Raw genomic sequence first — 19,596 nt, forward strand, 5'->3', positions numbered from 1 at the left:
TCAACCCCTCTGCGGGACGACCTGGAAATACACCGCGGTCATCACGAAGTTCGTCACGAACAGCAACATGAAGGTGATCACCACCGACTGGTTCACGGCATCGCCCACACCCTTCGGGCCGCCCTTCGCGGTCAGTCCCTTGTACGAGGCGACGATCGCCGCGATCGCCCCGAAGACCAGCGCCTTGATCTCCGCCGCCCACAGGTCGGAGAGCTGGGCGAGGGTGGTGAAGGAGGCGAGGTAGGCGCCCGGGGTGCCGTTCTGCAGGACGACGTTGAAGAAATAGCCGCCGGCGACGCCGACCACCGACACCAGCCCGTTGAGCAGCACCGCCACCACCATCGAGGCCAGCACCCGCGGCACCACCAGCCGGTGGATGGGATCGATGCCGAGGACCTGCATGGCGTCGATCTCCTCGCGGATCTTCCGGGCCCCGAGGTCCGCGCAGATGGCGGTGCCGCCTGCGCCCGCGATCAGCAGCGCGGTGACGATCGGCGAGGCCTCGCGCAGCACCGCCAGGACGGAGGCGGCCCCGGAGAAGGACTGGGCGCCGAGCTGCCGGGTGAGGCTGCCGATCTGCAGGGCGATGACCGCCCCGAAGGGGATGGACACGAGGGCGGTCGGCAGGATGGTGACGCTGGCGACGAACCAGGCCTGCTGGATGAACTCCCTTGCCTGGAACGGCCGTCGGGGCATCGTCCGGACGACGTCCAGCGCCATCGCGAACAGGTTCCCCGACTGCCGCAGCGCTCCGGTCGGCGACAGTCTCATACGTCCGCCACCGCCTTCCGGCGCCGCAGTTCCGCCTCCCGCCGGGCGATCGCCTCCCAGCGTGGTGGCCGGGTGATGCCCGGCCCCGGCAGCAGGCGGGGAGTGAGAGCCTGGCTGCCGGGTGTCTGTGCGGTCTCGCTGCCGCTCAGCGCGGCCAGCTCCTGCTCGACCTGGGCGGCGTCCTTCTCCTCCGCCATGCCGATCGGGCCCTGCATCCGCCCGTTCAGGAACTGTCTGACGACCGGCTCGTCACTGGTCAGCAGCTCCTCGCGCGGCCCGAACATGACCAGCTCGCGGCGGAACAGCAGCCCGATGTTGTCCGGCACCTGGCGGGCGGAGGCGATGTCGTGGGTGACGATCAGGAAGGTCGCGTCGATCTGGGCGTTGAGGTCGACGATGAGCTGGTTGAGATAGGCGACGCGGACGGGGTCGAGACCGGAGTCGGGCTCGTCGAAGAGAATGATCTCGGGATCGAGGACGAGGGCGCGGGCGAGCCCGGCCCGTTTCCGCATGCCACCGGATATCTCACCGGGCAGCTTCGCCTCCGAGCCGATGAGCCCGACCATGTCCATCTTCTCCAGCACGATGCGCCGGATCTCGCTCTCGGACTTACGGGTGTGCTCGCGCAGCGGGAACGCGATGTTGTCGTAGAGGTTCATGGAGCCGAACAGCGCGCCGTCCTGGAACAGCACGCCGAACAGCTTCCGCACCTCGTACAGCTCGTGCTCGCGCAGCCGGGTGATGTCCCGCCCCGCGATCTTCACACTGCCCCGCTCCGGCTTCAGCAGCCCGACGAGCGTCTTGAGGAACACCGACTTGCCGGTGCCTGAGGGGCCGAGCATGACGGACACCTCCCCGGCGGGCAGCGTCAGCGAGACGTCCTGCCAGATGACCTGGTGACCGAAGGACTTGGTCAGCCCTTCCACACAGATCTCGACACCCATCCGGTCCACCTCTCGGCCCGTGGAGCAGCTCCGACATCTGCTCTACGGGGAGGGGCGGGGGGTCCGTCGCGGGGAGGCGGATTTTTTTCTCAGGGGTGTACGGGGTGCCTGCGGCGGCTTGGGGGGCGGGTGCGGTGCGAGGCGCTTGGGGGCTGGGGGGCCGAAGGTTGGGCGTCGGGGTGGGGGCCCGCGTGGGACGGTGCCGCTTTCAGTGGGACGGGTGCCGCCCCAGCGGCACGACTGCCCGCAGCTGCGGCGGGAGGGGCGGCGCCGGTGGTGTGAGTGGTCGCAGCTAGGGCGGGGTGGGGGTGCCGGTGGTGTGAGTGGTCGCAGCTAGGGCGGGGTGGGGGTGCCGGTGGTGTGAGTGGTCGCAGCCAGGGCGGGGTGGGGGGTGCCGGTGGTGTGAGTGGTCGCAGCCAGGGCGGGAAGGGCGGTGCTGGCGGTGCGACTGGTCGCAGCTGGAGCAGCATGCGACGGCGCCGGTCACGAGTGCTCGCAGTTACGGCGGCACGGCCTGCGCCGGGCGGCGCGACCGCAGTTACCTCGGCGCCGGGCGGCGCGGCTTCCCGCAGTTACCTCGGCACGTTAGGCGCCGGCGGTGCGGCTGCCGCTGTTACGGCAGTCCGGTTGGCGTCGGTGCCGGGAGTGAGACCGGCGGGATGGCCGGGGCCTTCGGGAGGCTGGGCAAGGTCGTCGCCGGGGTGGGGACGTTCGGCAGGGCGGGGGTGCTCGGTAGGTTCGGGACCTCGGGGACCGCCGGGACCGGGGTCAGTGAGGCCTTCGGGAGGGGCGGGACCGAGAGCGGGAGCAGGGAGCCCTTGTGGGGGGCGGTCGACGGGGTCGATGCCGACGTCGACCTTTCGCGGGCCTTCGCGGTGGGCGTGTGGCCGGCGCTTGCGGGGCGTACCATCTCGGCGGCCTTCCCGGGGGCGGGGGACGCGGCCGGCGGGGGAGTCGTGGCCGGATGGCCGCCGTCCAGGGCGTACGGCAGGACGAAGCCCGCCACCACCAGCGTGGCGGCCGTCGATGTGACCGCCACCGCCTGCGCCTTGCCACCCGCCCGCAGCCGCCCCCGCCCGAACAGGAACAGCACGAACCCGAGCGTCCCGGCGAGCGAGGCCCGCAGCGTCCGCCGGGCCCTGGCCAGCAGCGACTCGACGGTCCGGTAGCTGAGCCCCATCCGCACCGCGACCTGGCTCACGTCCAGGTCCTCGGACTTCAGCCGCAGCGCCTCCGCCTGCCGGGCCGGCAGCTCACCGCTGCGCACCGCCAGCCACCTGGCCTCCGCCCGGTCGCACACGGCCTCCTCCACCGGCACCGGCCCGGGCGCGATCAGCGTCGGGCTGGTGTGGACCTCGGCCTCCCGGTTGACCTGCCGGTAGCGGTCGACGCACAACCGCATGGTCACCGTCGTCAGCCACGCCCCGAGCCGGTCGTCGTCCAGATCCGGCCGCTCGGCAGCCCGCAGCATCGCCTCGTGCACCGCGTCCTCGGCGTCCTCCTGGCTCATGGACCTGCGCCGGGCCACCCTGAGCAGCTGCTCACGGTGGCTCCACATGCGTCGCCACCGCTCGTCGGCAGCTCTTGCCTCCGCAGGCATCTCCGTCGCCATGAGGGCCCCTTTGCGCTCACCGCCCGTGTCGTGTCACCGGCCGGATCGGCGCACGACACCCGGCACGCACGCTCGCCGCGTTGCGATCGCACGCACCGGACGCCGTCCGCCGATCCGGCCGGTGACATGGCACAGGCGCACCCACCGGTCTCGTCCCAGCCCGGCGGAGGGCGACATTACCGCCCGGTAGGGGCGGTTGTGGAGGGGGGAGCGGGCATCGAGTCCGCGCCGTTACTGGTCAGCCGCCGGTCAGTGGGAGGCCGCTGGGCAGCACGTTCCCGGTCGGCAGGGCGATGGACGGGGTGGGCATCGGGGTGAGGGGTTCGGGTGAAGTACCGGCTGTCGGGTGGGAGTTGGACGGGGACGGAGAGGCGGGCAGGGACGGGGTGGAGGCCGGCCGGGGGGACGGCTTCGGCGTCGGTTTCGGGGTCGCGGCCGGTTTCGCGGGATGCGAGGGTCCGGGACGCGTCGAAGGCCGTACCGACGAGCCCGTGGAGCCGTCCGGCACCACCGTGTGCCCCTCCAGGAAGTACGCGTACCAGGCCTTCACCGTGCGCAGATAGGCCTGAGAGTGGTTGTAGCCGAGGATCGCCCGGTCCAGCCCCGTCTGCTCGGACAGGTCCCCGCCGGCCGCGCACAGATACCGCCCGGCGGCGAGCGCCGCGTCGAAGACGTTGTTCGGATCGGCCCGCCCGTCGCCGTTGCCGTCCGCTCCCCAGCGCGCCCAGGTGGACGGAATGAACTGCATCGGGCCCACCGCACGGTCGTACACCGTGTCCCCGTCGTACGCACCACCGTCCGTGTCCGCTACGACGGCAAACGCACCGCCGTCCAGACGCGGACCCAGGATCGGCGTCACGGTCGTGCCGTCCCCGCTCACCCGGCCGCCGTCCGCCTGCCCCGACTCCACCTGCCCGATCGCGGCCAGCAGCTGCCAGCGCAGCCCGCAGCCGGGGGCGGTACGCGCGAGCTGCGCCTCCGCACGGCGGTACGCGGCGAAGACCGTCGTGGGCACCGCGCCGCCCGCGACCGCCGGTGCCCCGTCCTCGTGGCCCTCGTGCTTCCGTGTGAGCGGGGGAAGCTCCGTGCGGTACGGGGCGTCGCCGGACACGCTGGGCCCGTGCCCGGCGGGCTGCGCCACCGGCGCGTCCGCCCGTGCCGGGATCGCCCCCGGCGCCTGCGAGGCGGTCAGCGCCGCCATCGCCGCCGCTGCCACCGCCGTACCCCTGACCCGCCTGACCCTGCGCCCTGTCACCTTGCGGTCCCCTCCCTGAGAACTCCTGTCATCTGCTCTACGGGGGAGGACGGCACGTCCGTCGCGGCATGCCTACCCTGAAGATGTGGCCCGGTCCAACGACGAGGTCGCCGCGCTGCTCCAGGAGTACGCGGACCTGATCTCGATCACGGGAGGAGACGCGTTCAAGGCACGCGTCTACGAGAAGGCTGCCCGGTCGGTCGGCGGCCACCACGCCGACGTCGCCACGCTCGACCTCAAGGGTCTCCAGCAGATCCCGAACGTCGGCAGGTCGATCGCCCAGAAGGTGCTGGAGTACTTCGACCACGGCAGCGTCTCCGCCGTCGAGGAGCTGCGGGCGAAGATCCCCGCCGGGGTGCGCCGGCTGACCGCCATCCCCACGCTCGGCCCGAAGAAGGCCCTGACGGTCTACGAGGAGCTGGGCATCTCCTCGGTCGAGGAACTGGCCGACGCCATCCACGAGGAGCGGCTGCGCGACCTGAAGGGCTTCGGACCGAAGACGGAGGAGAACATCCTCCACGGCATCTCGCTCCTGCAGTCCGCCGGGGGCCGCGTCCAGATCGACCTGGCCATGGACCTCGCCGACGACATCGTGACCTGCCTGTCCGCCGCGCCGGGCTGTCTGCGCTGCGCCTACGCGGGGTCGCTGCGCCGGATGCGCGAGACGATCGGCGACATCGACATCCTCGCCGCGGCCACGAAACCGGCCCCGATCATGCGGGCGTTCACCGAGCTGCCGTATGTCACCGAGGTGATCGGCACGGGTGAGAAGAAGACGTCCGTGCGCACCAGCAAGGGCCTCAACGTCGATCTGCGGGTCGTACCGCCGGATTCCTGGGGCGCGGCCCTGCAGTACTTCACCGGCTCCAAGGCGCACAACATCCGCACCCGCGAACTGGCCGTGCACCAGAAGCTGAAGCTCTCAGAGTACGGGCTCTTCGACGTCGAGAGCGGCAAGAAGATCGTCTCCGAGACCGAGGAGGAGGTGTACGCCCGGCTCGGGCTGCCCTGGATCCCGCCGACGCTGCGCGAGGACCGCGGGGAGATCGAGGACGGGCTGCACGGCGAACTCCCCGACCTGGTGACGGAGGCGGACCTGCGCGGCGATCTGCACTCCCACACCGACCTCACCGACGGCCTCGCCCCGCTGGAGGAGATGGTGCAGGCCGCCGCCGAGCGCGGCTGGGCCTACTACGCGATCACCGACCACGGCCCGGACATGGCCATGCAGCGCATGACCGACGAGCGGATGCTGGCCCAGCGCGAGCGGGTGCGCGAGCTCGACGGGACGTACGCGACCCGCGGCAGGCGCGGCGGACTGCGGCTGCTGCACGGCGTCGAGCTGAACATCGGCCCGGACGGCGAGGTGGACTGGCCCGGGGAGTTCCTGGCCGGCTTCGACCTGTGCGTGGCCTCCGTGCACTCGCACTTCAACCAGGGGCGCGAGGCCCTGACCCGGCGGATCGTACGGGCCTGCGAGAACCCGTACGTCAACATCATCGGCCACCCCACCACCCGCATCATCGGCAAGCGGCCCGGCATCGACGCCGACCTCGACGCGATCTTCGCCGCCTGCGCCCGCACCGGCACCGCCCTGGAGATCAACGCCCACCCGGACCGCCTCGACCTGCGCGACGAGGACATCCTGCGGGCCGGACGGCACGGCGTGAAGTTCGCCGTCGACAGCGACGCCCACGCCGTCCCCCACCTGGCCAACATGCGCTACGGCATCGGCACGGCCCAGCGCGGCCGCCTCACCGGGGAGGACGTCATCAACACCTGGCCGGAGCGCCGGCTGCGAGGCTTCCTGCGGAAGGGCCGGCAGACGGCGCGGTGAGGACAGCCCCTGAACGATCCGTAGGTGGCAGGTTCTGGTCAAGGCTTGGCCAAAAAGCGGACGTCTTCCACCGCTCGTGATCGGGTCTCCTGCGACGGCTGTACGACCACCCGTTCGGGAGGATCTGGTGTCAGCACCAACCCGCAAGAGACGATGGTTCACGATCTGTGCCATCACCGCATCCGCCGCACTCGTCGCGACACCCGCAGGCGCCGCGTCCGGCAGGGCGAAGGCTCCGTTCGGTGCCCGCACCCTCGCTCAACTGGCCGCCGAGCGCACGCAGTCGGTCGGCACCATGAGCCCGCGGCTGAAGGGCGAGGACGGCGACGACGGCAATGAGGCGGACGAGATAGCCGAGGGCGCGGACCAGTACGCCGAGGCCCGCACCTCGCCCGGCATCGTCGCCCCCGGCGCCTACGGCGCCGCCTGGACAAGCCTGACCAAGCTGCCGAGCACCGGCGGCAGTTGGCGCAACATCACCGATCTGCCGTACAACTCCGACGACTCGCGCTACCGCGACATCGACTCCAACTCCAGTGGCGGCTCGGGCAATGTCACCGGCCGGATGGCCGCGCTCGCCGCCGACGACGACGGGTATGTGTACGCGGGCAGCGCGGGCGGCGGTGTCTGGCGGTCCAAGCGGGGCGGCGGGAACTGGAAGCCCATCAGCGACGAGCTGCCCTCGCAGTCCACCGGCGCGCTCGCCCTGGACGGCGGCGGACGACTGTGGCTGGGCACCGGCGAGGCGACCACCAACGCGGACGCGTACCTCGGCAGCGGCGTCTACGTCCTGTCCCACCCGCATCACGGCACCTTCTCCACCAGCAGCCGGGTCGGCGGCGCCGAGCTGGAGTCCACCACCATCCACGAGCTGCGCTTCGGCGGTGGCAAGGTGTGGGCGGCGACCAGCAAGGGCGTGTGGAGCCACTCCACGAAGACGCTGAAGGGCGCCTGGAAGCTGGAGTACGCGCCCAACCCCGACTACCTCCCGGGTGGTTCGAAGGCGAGCGACCCTTCGGCCCCGTACAAGAACATCGCCAACGACATCGCGATCGACCCCAAGGACCCGTCCAAGGTGGTCCTGGCGGTCGGCTGGCGCAGCGGTGACGACTACAACGGCTTCTACACCAAGGACTCGAGCGGCGCCTGGACGCGGATCACCAGCGGCTTCGGCGATCTGCCGACCGACGCGGACAACGTCGGCAACGTCACCTTCGCCCGCTCCGCGGACGGCTCGCGCTACTACGCCATCGACCAGTCGCCCGAGCAGCTGAACACCAACCCGGACAGCGGCCTGGAGGGCATCTACAGTGCCGCCTCGCCGTTCGGCCCCTGGACGAAGATCGCCGACTACAAGGGCCTGGCCGCCGACGGCTCCGCGCTGACCACCAGCGGCTACATGCCCGGCGTACAGGCCTGGTACAACCAGTTCCTGACCGTGGACCCGAGCGACCCCAAGCACGTCTACGCGGGCCTGGAGGAGGTCTACGAGACCAAGGACGGCGGCAGCACCTGGTCGACCGTCGGCCCGTACTGGAACTTCAACTTCTCCTGCTGGTCCATCGACCCGGCCAAGCAGACCGGTGACTGCAACCAGACCACCCACTCCGACCAGCACGGCGTCGCGATCGGCAGCTACCACGGCAAGAGCTTCGTGTACGTCGGCAACGACGGCGGCGTCTACAGGCGCCCGGTCGACGGCTCGCAGGACGCCTCCGGCCACGCCACCGACTGGACCTCCCTCAACGACGGCACCATCGACACCCTCCAGTACTACTCGGTGGGCATCGGCAAGGACCTGGCCTACGGCGGGGTCTCGGTCACCGGCGGCCTCCAGGACAACGGCCAGTCCGTGCTGCGCAGCAACGACAAGGTGATGGGCTCCAACTTCGGCGGCGACGGCGGCGACACCCTCACCGATCCCGCCAACGGGTGCAACATCGCCGAGGAGTACGTCTACCTCGCGATCCAGGTGACCCAGAACTGCGCTGTGAACGACGGCAGTTGGATCACCGATGCCACCAAGGCCACCTCGTACAACGTCGCCCCGGCCGACAACGCCACCAGCGAGGCCCGCTTCATCGCCCCGCTGGCGGCCGACCTGAAGAGCTCCTCGACGTGGATCGCGGGCGGCCGGCACGTGTGGGTGCAGACCCATGGCTACGCCATCCGCAGCGGCAAGGAGTGGACGAGCCTGTACGACCTCGGCGCCGGCCGCACCGCGACCGCCGTGGCGGCATCGGGCGGCAAGGTGTACGCGGCCTGGTGCGGCCCCTGCAACAACCAGGGCTTCGCCCGCGGCATCTCCGTCGGCAACGCGGACGGCACCGGCTGGCACGACATCACCCTGCCCGCCGACGGGACCGTGCCGAACCGCTACCTCAGCGGCTTCGCCATCGACCCGAAGAACGCCGACCACGTCTTCCTCGCCGTCAACGGCTTCTCCCGGCACTGGACGGAGGGCCCCGGGGCCGGCGTAGGCCATGTCTTCGAGTCCACCGACGGCGGCACCACCTGGAAGGACATCTCCGCGAACCTCCCCGACGTGCCGACCAACTCGGCGATCGTCACGCCGAACGGCGGCCTCGCCGTCGCCACCGACCTGGGCGTCGTCTACCGCGCCCCGGGTCACACCAAGTGGCAGCGGGTCGGAGACCTCCCGGCCGTCGCCGTGCTCCAGCTGAAGCTCGGCCCCGACGGCAGCACCCTGTACGCGGCCACCCACGGCCGCGGCATCTACACGATCAAGGTGCGCGACTGCGACTGACGCACGACGCATGGTGAGAGGGGTGCCCCCCGGCTTCTGGGGGGCACCCCTCCCGCGTTTCGGAGCGCCGGCCGATCGCGTTCCGTTCTGGGGCGGAGGGATGCCCTGGTCGGTTAGGGTCGTCTCGTGGCGGACGAACCGGCTCCGGCGCAGTGATCTTGTCGGCCCGTGGTGGTGCTCTGGGGGCACAGTGCGATTGAGAGTGGAGTTCACGACCGAGCCCTTCGACCTCGACGAGGCGCCCGCGCACGCGGTGGTCGCCCGCCAGGTCATCGAGGCGGCCGAGCTGGACGAGGTGGACGTCGGCCCGTTCGGCAACACGGCGGAGGGCGCCGCCGACGCCGTGCTGGGTGCCGTGGACGCGCTGCTCCGCCAGACGCTCCAGGCCGGTGCCACCCGCGTCTCGCTGCAGGTCAACGTGGTCGCCGCGGCCGGGGAGGGCGCGCAGTGACCGGCACCGGGGACGAGCCGTTCATCACGGCCGTGAAACCACTGGTCGACGCCATGGGCGGCGAGCTGCTCCCGCCCGACGAGGCCGGCCCCGAGGACGTCGTGCTCGCCTGGGAGGGCGCCGACGTGGTCGCCGTACGCCTGCCCCAGCTCGCCGACTCCCTCGACCACATCCTCGCCGCCATGGAGCGCAAGCAGGGCAAGCCCCTGGCCGACCTGGACCGCAAGGCCAAGCAGGAGGTCGTACGGATACTCGAGGCGCGCGGCGCCTTCTCCGTACGGCACGGCGTGGAGACCGTCGCGGGCGCACTCGGCGTCAGCCGGTTCACGGTCTACAACTACCTGAACCGTGAGAAGGAGGGCTGAGGGGGCTCCGGGGCTTCTGGGGGCGCGCCGCCCGGACGGGTTTGTTACCCCGAATTTTCAACAAAGTGTTGACGCGATGTTGCGTGAGGGCGTTAGCTAACGGCAGCCAGTTCAGCACGAAGGCCGTTCTCGCGGCCACGGAGGCACCCGTGACGTCGACTTCCACGCCCCCGGGCCTGGCCCGGTTCAACGTACTGGAGGAGCACGCGGCCCTCGCCGCCCTCCGCGAGGCGTGTGCCTCCACCACCTGGGCGCGCCGGCTGCTCGCCGCCCGCCCCTACGCCACCGCCGAGGACCTCTTCGCCGCCAGCGACGCCGCCATGGCCGAGCTGAGCGCCGAGGACCTGGCCGAGGCGATGGCCGGGCACCCGCCGATCGGCCGCCCCAAGCCGGGGGACCCCACCTCGGCCAGGGAGCAGCGCGGTATGGCCGGCGCCTCCGAGGAACTGAAGTCGGAGATGCTCGAACTGAACCTGGCCTACCAGGAGCGGTTCGGCCATGTCTTCCTCATCTGCGCCACGGGCCGGACCGGCGAGCAGATGCGGGACGCGGTCAAGGAGCGGATCGGCAACTCGCCGGAGCAGGAGCGGGAGATCGTCCGCACCGAGCTGGGCAAGATCAACCGCATCCGGCTGGCCCGACTCGTCGAAGAGGAAGCCTGACACCATGAGCACCAGCACCACCGCCTCCGTGTCCACGCACATCCTGGACACCAGCATCGGCCGCCCCGCCGAAGGCGTCGCCATCGAGCTCTCCGCCCGTGCCGGCCGGGACGCCGCGTGGCAGGCGCTAGGCGGTTCCGCGACCGACGCGGACGGACGGTGCAAGGACCTGCCGGCCCTGCCGGAAGGGACGACCCACGTACGGCTCGACTTCGCCGTCGAACCGTACTTCGAGAAGAAGCAAGCCGATGCGCAGCAGGACGCCCCCGCGAATCGGGACAGCGGTGCCGTGTTCTTCCCCGAGGTGGCGATCACCTTCGCCGTCAAGCCCGGGGAGCATTACCACGTACCGTTGCTGCTCAACCCGTTCGGCTACTCCGTTTACCGAGGGAGCTAGCTAGATGCCGACCATCCTGGGACAGAACCAGTACGGCAAGGCCGAGAACCGAGTCGTAAAGATCACGCGGGACGGCGCCACCCACCACATCAAGGACCTGAACGTGTCCGTCGCGCTGAGCGGCGACATGGACGAGGTCCACTACTCCGGCTCCAACGCCAACGTGCTGCCCACCGACACCACCAAGAACACGGTGTACGCGTTCGCCAAGGAGCACGGCATCGAGTCGGCCGAGCAGTTCGGCATCCACCTGGCCAGGCACTTCGTGACCAGCCAGGAGCCGATCAAGACCGCCCGGATCCGTATCGAGGAGTACGCATGGGAGCGGATCGCCGCGTCCGACGCGAACTCCCAGTTCATCGGCGCGGACGAGGTCAAGCACTCCTTCGTCCGCAAGGGCCAGGAGACCCGGCTGACCCAGATCACCTACGACGGCTCGTCGTGGGAGGTCGTCTCCGGTCTCAAGGACCTGACGGTGATGAACTCGACCAACTCCGAGTTCTGGGGCTACGTCAAGGACAAGTACACGACGCTGCAGGAGGCGTACGACCGCATCCTGGCCACCTCGGTGTCGGCCCGCTGGCGGTTCAACTGGACCGACGACGAGCAGCGGATGCCCAACTGGGAGAAGTCCTACGAGCAGACCAAGAAGCACATGCTCCAGGCCTTCGCGGAGACATACTCGCTCTCCCTCCAGCAGACCCTGTACCAGATGGGTTCGCGGATCATCAACAACCGCAGCGAGATCGACGAGGTCCGCTTCTCGCTGCCGAACAAGCACCACTTCCTCGTCGACCTGGAGCCCTTCGGGCTGAAGAACGACAACGAGGTGTACTTCGCCGCCGACCGCCCGTACGGCCTGATCGAGGCGACGATCCTGCGGGACGGCTGCGAGCCGAGGATCCCGGTGGACCTCACCAACCTCTGAGCACCTTCCGGGCAGCTCGATATTCGGCACCCGTGACCGGGGGAAGCGCCTCCCCGCATCCCCGGTCACGGCACTCAAAACTCCTAGGGTCCTGCCGTGCCCTCTCCACAAAAGTCCACTGAGCGAAAAGGACGAATCATGGCAGCAGCCCAGCGCATCGTCATCGAGAACTGTTCGATCGCAACGGTCGACGCCGACGACACCGAGTACGCCGACGGATACGTCGTCATCGCCGGCAACCGCATCGAGGCGCTCGGCGCGGGCAGGGCCCCCGAGGGCCTGGAGAACGTCGTACGCCGTATCGACGCATCCGGGCATCTGGTGACCCCCGGCCTGGTCAACACCCACCACCACTTCTACCAGTGGATCACCCGGGGCCTGGCCACCGACCACAACCTGTTCAACTGGCTGGTCGCGCTGTACCCGACCTGGGCGCGCATCGACGAGCCGATGGTGTACGCGGCCGCCCAGGGGTCCCTCGCGATGATGGCCCGCGGTGGCGTGACCACCGCCATGGACCACCACTACGTCTTCCCGAAGGACTCCGGCGACCTGTCCGGCGCCATCATCCGCGCCGCCCGCGAGATGGGCGTCCGCTTCACCCTCGCCCGCGGCTCCATGGACCGCAGCGAGAAGGACGGCGGCCTGCCCCCGGACTTCGCCGTCGAGACCCTCGAAGGCGCCCTCGCCGCGACCGAGGCCACCGTCAAGGAGCACCACGACGCCTCCTTCGACGCGATGACCCAGGTGGCCGTCGCGCCCTGCTCGCCCTTCTCCGTCTCCACCGAACTCCTGCGCGAGGGCGCCCAGTTGGCGCGCCGTCTCGGTGTGCGCCTGCACACCCACGGCTCGGAGACCGTCGAGGAGGAGCAGTTCTGCAAGGAACTGTTCGGGATGGGCCCGACCGACTACTTCGAGTCCACCGGCTGGCTCGGCGAGGACGTGTGGATGGCGCACTGCGTCCACATGAACGACTCCGACATCGCCGCCTTCGCCCGTACGCAGACCGGTGTCGCCCACTGCCCCTCGTCCAACGCCCGTCTCGCGGCCGGTATCGCGCGGGTCCCCGACATGCTGGCGGCCGGCGTCCCGGTCGGCCTCGGCGTCGACGGCACGGCGTCCAACGAGTCCGGGGAGCTGCACACCGAACTGCGCAACGCCCTGCTCATCAACCGCCTCGGCGCCCACCGCGAGGCCGCCCTGAACGCCCGCCAGGCGCTGCGCCTCGGCACCTACGGCGGCGCCCAGGTCCTCGGCCGCAGCGCCGAGATCGGCTCCCTGGAGCCCGGCAAGCTCGCCGACCTCGTGCTGTGGAAGCTGGACACCCTCGCCCACGCCTCCATCGCCGACCCGGTCACCGCGCTGGTCTTCGGCGCGGCAGCCCCGGTCACCGCCTCCTTCGTGAACGGCCGGCAGATCGTCGAGGCGGGCCGTCTGCTGCACGTCGACGAGGACGCCGTCGCCCGCTCCACGCGGGCCGAGGCCCAGCGCCTGGCGCAGATCGCCGCGCAGGCCTGAGCGGTCGAAGATCTCCGGTCGAGGGGGACGGCCCTCGACCGGTGGCCGTGGACCCCAGTGGTTCCACGGCGGCCGTCTCCGGGGCGCGCATGGACGTGCGCGCCCCGGAACGGTCACCGTCCCCTTCCTCAAAGGCATCCCCGGTCCCGCACGACCGCGCACCACCTCCAAGAAACCCACGTCAGAGCCGACGTGTTAGCTGACCCGGAGGAACCGCCGTGACCGCCCACCCCGTCGACGAAAAACTCCCCGCACTCAAAATGGCCACCACCGGCCTGCAACACGTGGCCGCCATGTACGCGGGGGTCGTCGCCCCGCCCCTGATCGTCGGCGCGGCCATCGGCCTGACCGGCACCGAACTCACCTTCCTCACCGGCGCCTGCCTCTTCACCGCGGGCCTCGCCACCTTCCTGCAGACGCTCGGCATCTGGAAGATCGGCGCCCGGCTGCCCTTCGTCAACGGCGTCACCTTCGCCGGCGTCGCCCCCATGACCGCGGTGGTGGCCTCCACCAAGGACAAGTCCGATGCCCTGCCGATCATCTTCGGCGCGGTCATCGTCGCGGGCCTGCTCGGCTTCATCGCCGCCCCGTTCTTCAGCAAGGCGGTCCGCTTCTTCCCACCGGTCGTCACCGGCACCGTCATCACCCTCATAGGCGTGTCCCTGCTGCCGGTCGCCTTCGGCTGGGCGCAGGGACCCAATCCCACCGCGGGCGACTACGGCTCCACGACCCACCTCGGGCTGGCAGCCGCAACGCTCCTGATCGTGCTGGTGCTTCGCCGCTTCACCCACGGCTTCGTCAAACAGATCGCCGTGCTGCTCGGCCTGATCGCCGGCACACTCCTCGCGATCCCCTTCGGCGCGACGGACTTCGGGCCCGTCACGGATGCGGCCGTCATCGGCTTCCCCACCCCGTTCCACTTCGGGGCGCCCCGGTTCCAGCTCGCCGCGATCCTCTCCCTGTGCGTGGTGATGGTGGTCTCGATGACCGAATCCACCGCGGACATGCTGGCGCTCGGCGAGATCGTCGAACGCCCGGCGGACGAGAAGACCATCGCCGCGGGCCTGCGCGCCGACACCCTCGGCTCGGCGCTGAGCCCCCTGTTCAACGGCTTCATGTGCAGCGCCTTCGCCCAGAACATCGGCCTGGTCGCGATGACCAGGATCCGCAGCCGCTACGTCGTCGCCACCGGCGGCGGCTTCCTGGTCCTGATGGGCCTGTGCCCGATGGCCGCCTCGCTCATCGCCGTCGTACCGCGCCCGGTGCTCGGCGGCGCGGGCGTGGTCCTGTTCGGCTCGGTCGCGGCCAGCGGTATCCAGACCCTCGTCAAGGCCGGACTGGACAAGGACAACAACGTCCTGATCGTCGCCGTGTCGCTGGCCGTCGGCATGATCCCGATCACCGCGCCGGACTTCTACCACGCCTTCCCGCAGACCGCGAAGATCGTCCTCGACTCGGGCATCTCGACGGGCTGTGTGGCGGCGGTCCTGCTGAACCTGGTCTTCAACCACCTCGGCAGGGACCGTGACGACCAGGACGTCACCCACCCCATGGAGGCCGGCGAGCAGATCGCCGCCGCCCACTGATCCACCGGTGCGGGACACGGCAATGGCCGTGCCCCGCACCGGCGATGAGGCAGTCTGTCTCCCATGAATGAGTCCGGCCGCGTCGAGGCCTTCAGCGACGGCGTGTTCGCCATCGCCATCACCCTGCTCATCCTGGAGATCAAGGTCCCCGAGGTCGGCGAACACGGCGGCCTGTGGCATGCGCTGGGCGCCCAGTGGCCCTCGTACGCGGCCTATGTGGTGAGCTTCCTGGTCATCGGCATCATGTGGATCAACCACCACCAGCTGTTCAGCTACGTCGCCCGCGTCGACCGCACGCTGATGTTCCTGAACCTGCTGGTGCTGATGGTGGTGGCCGCGGTGCCGTGGCCGACCGCGATGCTCGCGGAGTATCTGCGCGAGGACGCCGCCTCCCATGTGGCGGCGGCCGTCTACAGCCTGGTCATGGTCCTGATGGCGATCGCCTTCCAGGCCCTGTGGTGGCATCTGACCCGCACCGGTCACCTCTTCGACTCCCGTGTCGACGTCCCGGCGGCGCGGGCGACCCGCGCACGCTTCGCGCTGGGCTCCCTGGCCTACCCAGTGACGGTGGGCCTCGCCTTCGTCTCGGCCCCGCTGACCCTGGCGGCCCACGGCCTGCTGGCCCTGTACTACGCGTTCAATCAGGTACCGGTGCCGAGGCGTGAGGCCCCCGCCAGTTCATGAGGTTGGCCAGCAGCTCGGCCTGCTCGATCGCGTCGTCCAGGGCATGGTGCGTGTGCCGCCGTACAGACAGCAGGTGGCGAGGCATGCTGCCCTTGGCCACCGCACGCAGCGGCAGCCCCGCCTTCGTCGCGTACAGCGTCTTCATGTCCAGGCAGCCGGAGTGGCCGAAGGGGCTCGCCCCGGTGAAGCGGATCAGGTACCAGTACAGGAACGTCCAGTCGTAGGAAGCCGGATAACCGCACATCACGGGCTGGGCGCCCGCGCTCACCTCGCGCACCCAGTCGCTGAACTCTCCCAGCGCGACGGCGGGTTCGGCGCCCTCGCTCTTGAGGCGCTCCCGGTCGAGCCCGCTCACCGCGAGCGCCTCCGGGACGAACTCCTCGCTGATCGGCCGCAGTTCACGGTAGAAGGTCTGTCGTTCCGGATCGGCGGCGGTGAACCCGTCGGCATCCTGAGTCCCCGCGACCGCCGCGCCGAAGCTCAGCATCGAGTACGGGCCGGGGATGGGGCCGTCGGCCTCGATGTCTACGGAGATGTAGCGGCTGGTTCTGATACGTCGTGCGGCCATGAGGGTGGAGCATCGCAGGCGGGCGGGGGTGCCCGCACCCGATTTCCACCCCGCTCAACCCCGGCGGATCGCCTGGCAGGGCGTCGCGTCCGGCAGGCGGCCGGTGAAGTACGAGCGGGGCGGTACGCCCATCAGGGTGCGGAAGTCGGTCGTCATGTGGGACTGGTCGTAGTAACCGGTGGCGGCGGCGAGTTCGGCCCAGGGGCGGGTGGTGGCGTGGTCCAGAACCATGCGCACCCGGTTGATCCGGGCATAGTGCTTGGGGGAGAGGCCGACGCCCTCGGCGAACAGGTTGCGCAACTGCCGCTCGCTGACGGCGAGTTCACGCGCCACATCGCCCACCGGGGCAGGGGTGCGACCGGTGCGGACCGACATCGCGTCGACGCCGGCGCGCACCAGCTCGGTGCGGGAACGGTCCGCGGCGGCCGCGAGCCGCTCGGGGAGCATCTCCGCGAGACGGTTCACCGCGTCCTCGGGCTCCAACCCTTGCAGGGCGTCGGCCAGTTGGCGGGCGTAGGGGCCGGGGAGTTCAGCCAGCCGCACCGCACGGCCGACGAGGTCGAGGGCCGGAACGCCGAGCAGGGGGCGGACGGTGCCGGGCGCGAGCCGCAGCTCCACGCAGGACGCGCGACGCTTGCCCCGGTGGTAGGAGGCACGGGCGCGCGGGCCCACGACCAGGGCACTGCGGACGCCGTGTTCCCCGGTGCGCACGACCACCTTGGTGGTGGCCTCCGGGAGATGGACGAAGGGCTCCGTCGGCACGTCGCCGACCGTCACGGATCCGATGCCCGCGATCCACGGGCGCAGCACCTCGGGCGTGGGCAGGACCTCTCGGGACACGATGTTGGTCACCCCTCCACCGTATGCGCGCCGGGCGGTCGCCCGGGCTCCGTAACCGTGCCGGAATTTCCAAGAGTTCCGGGCCGCCCCCGGCCCACCGTGGTGGACATGATCCTTGTGACGGGTGCCACGGGCACCATCGGCAGTGACGTCGTACGACAACTCGCGGCACGCGGCGAGAAGGTCCGCGCCCTCACCCGCGAGCCGGCGCGGGCGCGGGTGCCGTCCGGAGTGGAGACCGCGCCGGGCCACCACCGCGACCGGGCCTCGGTGGAGGCCGCGATGGCGGGCGCGGAAGCCGCCTTCCTGGTGGGCGTGTTCGGGCCGGACGACGCCGAGCACGACCGCGGGCTGGTGGAGGCGGCGCGGGCCGCGGGTGTACGGCGCATCGTCAAGCTCTCCGCGATCGGCACCGGCGCCCCCGACCTGGGTGCGTTCGCGACCTGGCACATGCCCGGCGAGCAGGCCGTACGGGACAGCGGCCTGGAGTGGACGGTGCTGCGTCCCTCCTCCTTCGCCTCCAACACCCTGGCCTGGGCCGCGGCCATCCGTGAGGGCACGCCCGCGCCGAACATGATGGGCGGCGGCCGGCAGGGTGTCGTCGACCCGCGGGACGTGGCCGAGATCGCCGTGGCCGCACTGCTCGACCCCGGGCACGCGGGACGCACGTACACCCTGACCGGTCCCGAGACCCTCAACCCCCACGAGCAGGCCGCCGTCCTCGGCGAGGTCCTCGGCCGCCCGGTTCCCCTCCACGACCTCTCCCCGGCGGAACGCCGCGAACAGTTCCTCGCGGCCGGCCTCGGCGAGGCGTACGCGGAAAGCCTGATGGCCGCCGTCCGCTTCATCGAGGACGGCGGCAACGACGTCGTCACCGAGGACGTACGGCAGGTCCTGGGGCGGCGGGCGCGGACCTACCGGGAGTGGGCCGAGGACCACAGGGGCGCGTTCGGGGAGGCCTGAGACAAGGGGTGTGGGCCGCGCGGGGCGTCACAGTCCGAACAGCGTCGGGTCCGTGGACAGTTCCTTGAAGAACTCCCGCGGGTTCGGGACCAGCCGCCGCTGCTTCAGGTCCATCAGGCCGACGACCGCGGTGACCTCCGCCGCCACCGTGCCGTCGGCCTTCCGTATCGTCTGCTCGATGTGGAAGGTCTTGCCGCCGCCCCACTCGAAGGCGCAGGTCACCTCGACCTCGTCGCCCGCGACCAGCTCACGCCTGAAGCGCAGGGTGGTCTCCAGGGCCGCCGGGCCCACGCCCTCGGCCACCAGGGTCGCCTGGGTCACACCGGCCGCATGCAGTAACGACCAGCGGGCGTGCTCCGCGTAGTTCAGGTACACGGCCTGGTTCAGGTGGCCCAGCACATCGGTCTCGTACCCGCGCACGGTCACCGGGACGGAAAACGGTTCGGTCACTGCTTCCTCTCCTCGTACAGCTCGCAGTACAGCTCGTACTGATGGTCGATGTGACCGACCGATCTTGGCATGCGTCGCTATGTGCGGCGGGGTGACGCCAGCAGATAACGCGCTCTGGACCGTGGGTCGTTGTGCTCGCCGACCTGCCAGCCCGCCTTCTCCAGCGTGGCCGCGCAGGCCCGCAGCGCCGCCGGATCCGGCTCGTGCACGGCGACGGCCTCCGGCTGCGGGGTGGCCCGCACCCGGTAGCCGAACAGGTCCGCACCCGCGGGGCGGTGGCCGGCCGCCTCCAGGGCGAGCGCGGCGGCCTGCACCAGATGCGTACGCTCCCAGCCGCACGGCCGGTCCATGGCACCGTCCGGATTGGTCATCCGCCGCAGCTCCAGCAGGCCCTCCCAGGCGCTGCGCACCTCGCGCCCGCGGGCCGGACCGGCCTCCGGCGGCGCCTCTTCCCCGCCGACCCGCGCGGCGAACACACCGCCGGCGGCGGGCGCCTCGGTCTTGGGCGCAGGCGTCCGCGGCTCCCCGGCCTCCCGTATCCGATGCCCGGCCGGCGTCAGGAAGTGGTCGTGCGGCGGCCGCGGATGCCGGAAGGCGAACCCCCACTTCACCAGCGCCGCCAGCTGCGCCTCCGTACCCCTCAGCCGCCCGGTCACCGGATCGGCGGCATCGATCACACGCCGCTGCGCGGCGGTCGGCGGTCGTGTCACGGCATGCTCCTTCCCGTCGTCGGGCCCCCTCTCCCACCTCCTGAGAGGCTACGACGAGGCTCTGACAACGCCCGGCGCCCGGCGCTCACCCCCGGGCCGCATGTTCCAGCCCGCGATCACCGGTTGCCCGTGAGGCACACCGTCCCCGTGGCCGGCTGGAACAAGGGCCCCGCCCGAGGGCGGCAGCCCGAGCCGCCGGGCTGCCTCTGCCGCCTTTTCCGGGGCTGTGGCGGGAGTTTGAGAAGGGCCGGTGCCCGGTGCTCATGCCCCGGGCCGCATGTTCCAGCC

General features: G+C 70.9%; 19 protein-coding genes. 11 read left to right on the forward strand and 8 right to left on the reverse strand.

Annotation, left to right across the window (positions count from 1 at the left end; translation table 11 throughout):
- The 4 genes from ACIBW9_RS33235 to ACIBW9_RS33250 form a co-directional block, all read right to left on the reverse strand.
- Window positions 1–771 (reverse strand): ABC transporter permease, encoded by a 771-nt coding sequence (locus ACIBW9_RS33235; RefSeq protein WP_099932182.1) that lies wholly within the window; start codon window positions 769–771, stop codon window positions 1–3.
- The gene (locus tag ACIBW9_RS33240) at window positions 768–1,715 is read right to left on the reverse strand and encodes an ABC transporter ATP-binding protein (RefSeq protein ID WP_351467125.1); all 948 of its coding nucleotides are present in this window, start codon (window positions 1,713–1,715) and stop codon (window positions 768–770) included. Before ACIBW9_RS33240 ends, ACIBW9_RS33235 begins: the two co-directional genes overlap by 4 nt.
- A 613-nt stretch (window positions 1,716–2,328) precedes the next feature.
- A complete protein-coding gene (locus ACIBW9_RS33245) occupies window positions 2,329–3,327 on the reverse strand; it encodes a sigma-70 family RNA polymerase sigma factor (protein ID WP_398960722.1) in 999 nt (332 codons plus the stop codon).
- Window positions 3,328–3,565: 238 nt separating this feature from the next.
- Window positions 3,566–4,582, reverse strand: a complete 1,017-nt coding sequence (locus tag ACIBW9_RS33250) for a lytic transglycosylase domain-containing protein (protein ID WP_398960723.1) — start codon at window positions 4,580–4,582, stop codon at window positions 3,566–3,568.
- A gap of 85 nt (window positions 4,583–4,667) precedes the next feature.
- Here ACIBW9_RS33250 and polX point away from each other — a divergent pair, with 85 nt between their 5' ends.
- The 10 genes from polX to ACIBW9_RS33300 all read left to right on the forward strand — a co-directional run bounded on the left by polX (window position 4,668) and on the right by ACIBW9_RS33300 (window position 15,777).
- Window positions 4,668–6,419: a DNA polymerase/3'-5' exonuclease PolX gene (polX, locus tag ACIBW9_RS33255; RefSeq protein ID WP_398960724.1), complete on the forward strand. Its 1,752-nt coding sequence runs from the start codon at window positions 4,668–4,670 to the stop codon at window positions 6,417–6,419.
- A 127-nt stretch (window positions 6,420–6,546) separates the two neighbouring features.
- On the forward strand, window positions 6,547–9,186 hold the full coding sequence (locus tag ACIBW9_RS33260) for a glycosyl hydrolase (protein ID WP_398960725.1): 2,640 nt from the start codon (window positions 6,547–6,549) through the stop codon (window positions 9,184–9,186).
- A 190-nt stretch (window positions 9,187–9,376) separates the two neighbouring features.
- Window positions 9,377–9,637, forward strand: coding sequence for a hypothetical protein (locus tag ACIBW9_RS33265; RefSeq protein ID WP_398960726.1), 261 nt, complete (start codon window positions 9,377–9,379; stop codon window positions 9,635–9,637).
- Window positions 9,634–10,002, forward strand: coding sequence for a helix-turn-helix domain-containing protein (locus ACIBW9_RS33270; RefSeq protein ID WP_115909993.1), 369 nt, complete (start codon window positions 9,634–9,636; stop codon window positions 10,000–10,002). The genes ACIBW9_RS33265 and ACIBW9_RS33270 overlap by 4 nt, the downstream gene beginning before the upstream one ends.
- Window positions 10,003–10,151: 149 nt before the next feature.
- Window positions 10,152–10,664 (forward strand): 2-oxo-4-hydroxy-4-carboxy-5-ureidoimidazoline decarboxylase, encoded by a 513-nt coding sequence (gene uraD, locus ACIBW9_RS33275; protein ID WP_398960727.1) that lies wholly within the window; start codon window positions 10,152–10,154, stop codon window positions 10,662–10,664.
- Between the two features lie 4 nt (window positions 10,665–10,668).
- Window positions 10,669–11,061 (forward strand): hydroxyisourate hydrolase, encoded by a 393-nt coding sequence (uraH, locus tag ACIBW9_RS33280; protein ID WP_398960728.1) that lies wholly within the window; start codon window positions 10,669–10,671, stop codon window positions 11,059–11,061.
- A 4-nt stretch (window positions 11,062–11,065) separates the two neighbouring features.
- Window positions 11,066–11,989 carry a factor-independent urate hydroxylase gene (pucL, locus tag ACIBW9_RS33285; RefSeq protein ID WP_398960729.1) on the forward strand — a complete coding sequence of 308 codons (924 nt, stop codon included), beginning with the start codon at window positions 11,066–11,068 and terminating at the stop codon, window positions 11,987–11,989.
- A gap of 138 nt (window positions 11,990–12,127) precedes the next feature.
- The gene (locus ACIBW9_RS33290; protein WP_398960730.1) at window positions 12,128–13,507 is read left to right on the forward strand and encodes an 8-oxoguanine deaminase; all 1,380 of its coding nucleotides are present in this window, start codon (window positions 12,128–12,130) and stop codon (window positions 13,505–13,507) included.
- A 218-nt stretch (window positions 13,508–13,725) separates the two neighbouring features.
- On the forward strand, window positions 13,726–15,093 hold the full coding sequence (locus ACIBW9_RS33295; RefSeq protein ID WP_398960731.1) for a nucleobase:cation symporter-2 family protein: 1,368 nt from the start codon (window positions 13,726–13,728) through the stop codon (window positions 15,091–15,093).
- A gap of 63 nt (window positions 15,094–15,156) precedes the next feature.
- The gene (locus tag ACIBW9_RS33300; RefSeq protein WP_398960732.1) at window positions 15,157–15,777 is read left to right on the forward strand and encodes a TMEM175 family protein; all 621 of its coding nucleotides are present in this window, start codon (window positions 15,157–15,159) and stop codon (window positions 15,775–15,777) included.
- Here ACIBW9_RS33300 and ACIBW9_RS33305 read toward each other — a convergent pair.
- Both ACIBW9_RS33305 and ACIBW9_RS33310 read right to left on the reverse strand, forming a co-directional pair.
- Window positions 15,731–16,345, reverse strand: a complete 615-nt coding sequence (locus ACIBW9_RS33305) for a 3'-5' exoribonuclease domain-containing protein (RefSeq protein WP_398960733.1) — start codon at window positions 16,343–16,345, stop codon at window positions 15,731–15,733. The genes ACIBW9_RS33300 and ACIBW9_RS33305 overlap by 47 nt on opposite strands.
- Window positions 16,346–16,399: 54 nt before the next feature.
- Window positions 16,400–17,197: a helix-turn-helix domain-containing protein gene (locus ACIBW9_RS33310; protein ID WP_398960734.1), complete on the reverse strand. Its 798-nt coding sequence runs from the start codon at window positions 17,195–17,197 to the stop codon at window positions 16,400–16,402.
- 96 nt (window positions 17,198–17,293) lie between these two features.
- On the opposite strand from ACIBW9_RS33310, the gene ACIBW9_RS33315 reads away from it, so the two are divergent.
- Window positions 17,294–18,148, forward strand: a complete 855-nt coding sequence (locus tag ACIBW9_RS33315) for an NAD(P)H-binding protein (RefSeq protein ID WP_398960735.1) — start codon at window positions 17,294–17,296, stop codon at window positions 18,146–18,148.
- A 27-nt stretch (window positions 18,149–18,175) separates the two neighbouring features.
- Here the strand turns inward: ACIBW9_RS33315 and ACIBW9_RS33320 are convergent, their stop codons facing one another.
- Together ACIBW9_RS33320 and ACIBW9_RS33325 are read right to left on the reverse strand one after the other, a co-directional pair.
- Window positions 18,176–18,598 carry an acyl-CoA thioesterase gene (locus ACIBW9_RS33320; RefSeq protein ID WP_398960736.1) on the reverse strand — a complete coding sequence of 141 codons (423 nt, stop codon included), beginning with the start codon at window positions 18,596–18,598 and terminating at the stop codon, window positions 18,176–18,178.
- A 77-nt stretch (window positions 18,599–18,675) separates the two neighbouring features.
- A complete protein-coding gene (locus tag ACIBW9_RS33325) occupies window positions 18,676–19,308 on the reverse strand; it encodes a hypothetical protein (RefSeq protein ID WP_398960737.1) in 633 nt (210 codons plus the stop codon).
- Between the last annotated feature and the right edge of the window lie 288 nt (window positions 19,309–19,596).

The organism is Streptomyces sp. NPDC049541, from assembly GCF_044465725.1.
GTDB lineage: Bacteria > Actinomycetota > Actinomycetes > Streptomycetales > Streptomycetaceae > Streptomyces.

Excerpts from the sequence above, each read along its gene's own strand:
- ACIBW9_RS33290 (WP_398960730.1), top strand. The coding sequence starts at position 12,128 with ATGGCAGCAGCCCAGCGCATCGTCATCGAGAACTGTTCGATCGCAACG.
- ACIBW9_RS33245 (WP_398960722.1), bottom strand. The coding sequence starts at position 3,327 with ATGGCGACGGAGATGCCTGCGGAGGCAAGAGCTGCCGACGAGCGGTGG.
- ACIBW9_RS33235 (WP_099932182.1), bottom strand. The coding sequence starts at position 771 with ATGAGACTGTCGCCGACCGGAGCGCTGCGGCAGTCGGGGAACCTGTTC.
- ACIBW9_RS33305 (WP_398960733.1), bottom strand. The coding sequence starts at position 16,345 with ATGGCCGCACGACGTATCAGAACCAGCCGCTACATCTCCGTAGACATC.
- ACIBW9_RS33300 (WP_398960732.1), top strand. The coding sequence starts at position 15,157 with ATGAATGAGTCCGGCCGCGTCGAGGCCTTCAGCGACGGCGTGTTCGCC.
- pucL (WP_398960729.1), top strand. The coding sequence starts at position 11,066 with ATGCCGACCATCCTGGGACAGAACCAGTACGGCAAGGCCGAGAACCGA.
- ACIBW9_RS33315 (WP_398960735.1), top strand. The coding sequence starts at position 17,294 with ATGATCCTTGTGACGGGTGCCACGGGCACCATCGGCAGTGACGTCGTA.
- uraH (WP_398960728.1), top strand. The coding sequence starts at position 10,669 with ATGAGCACCAGCACCACCGCCTCCGTGTCCACGCACATCCTGGACACC.
- ACIBW9_RS33240 (WP_351467125.1), bottom strand. The coding sequence starts at position 1,715 with ATGGGTGTCGAGATCTGTGTGGAAGGGCTGACCAAGTCCTTCGGTCAC.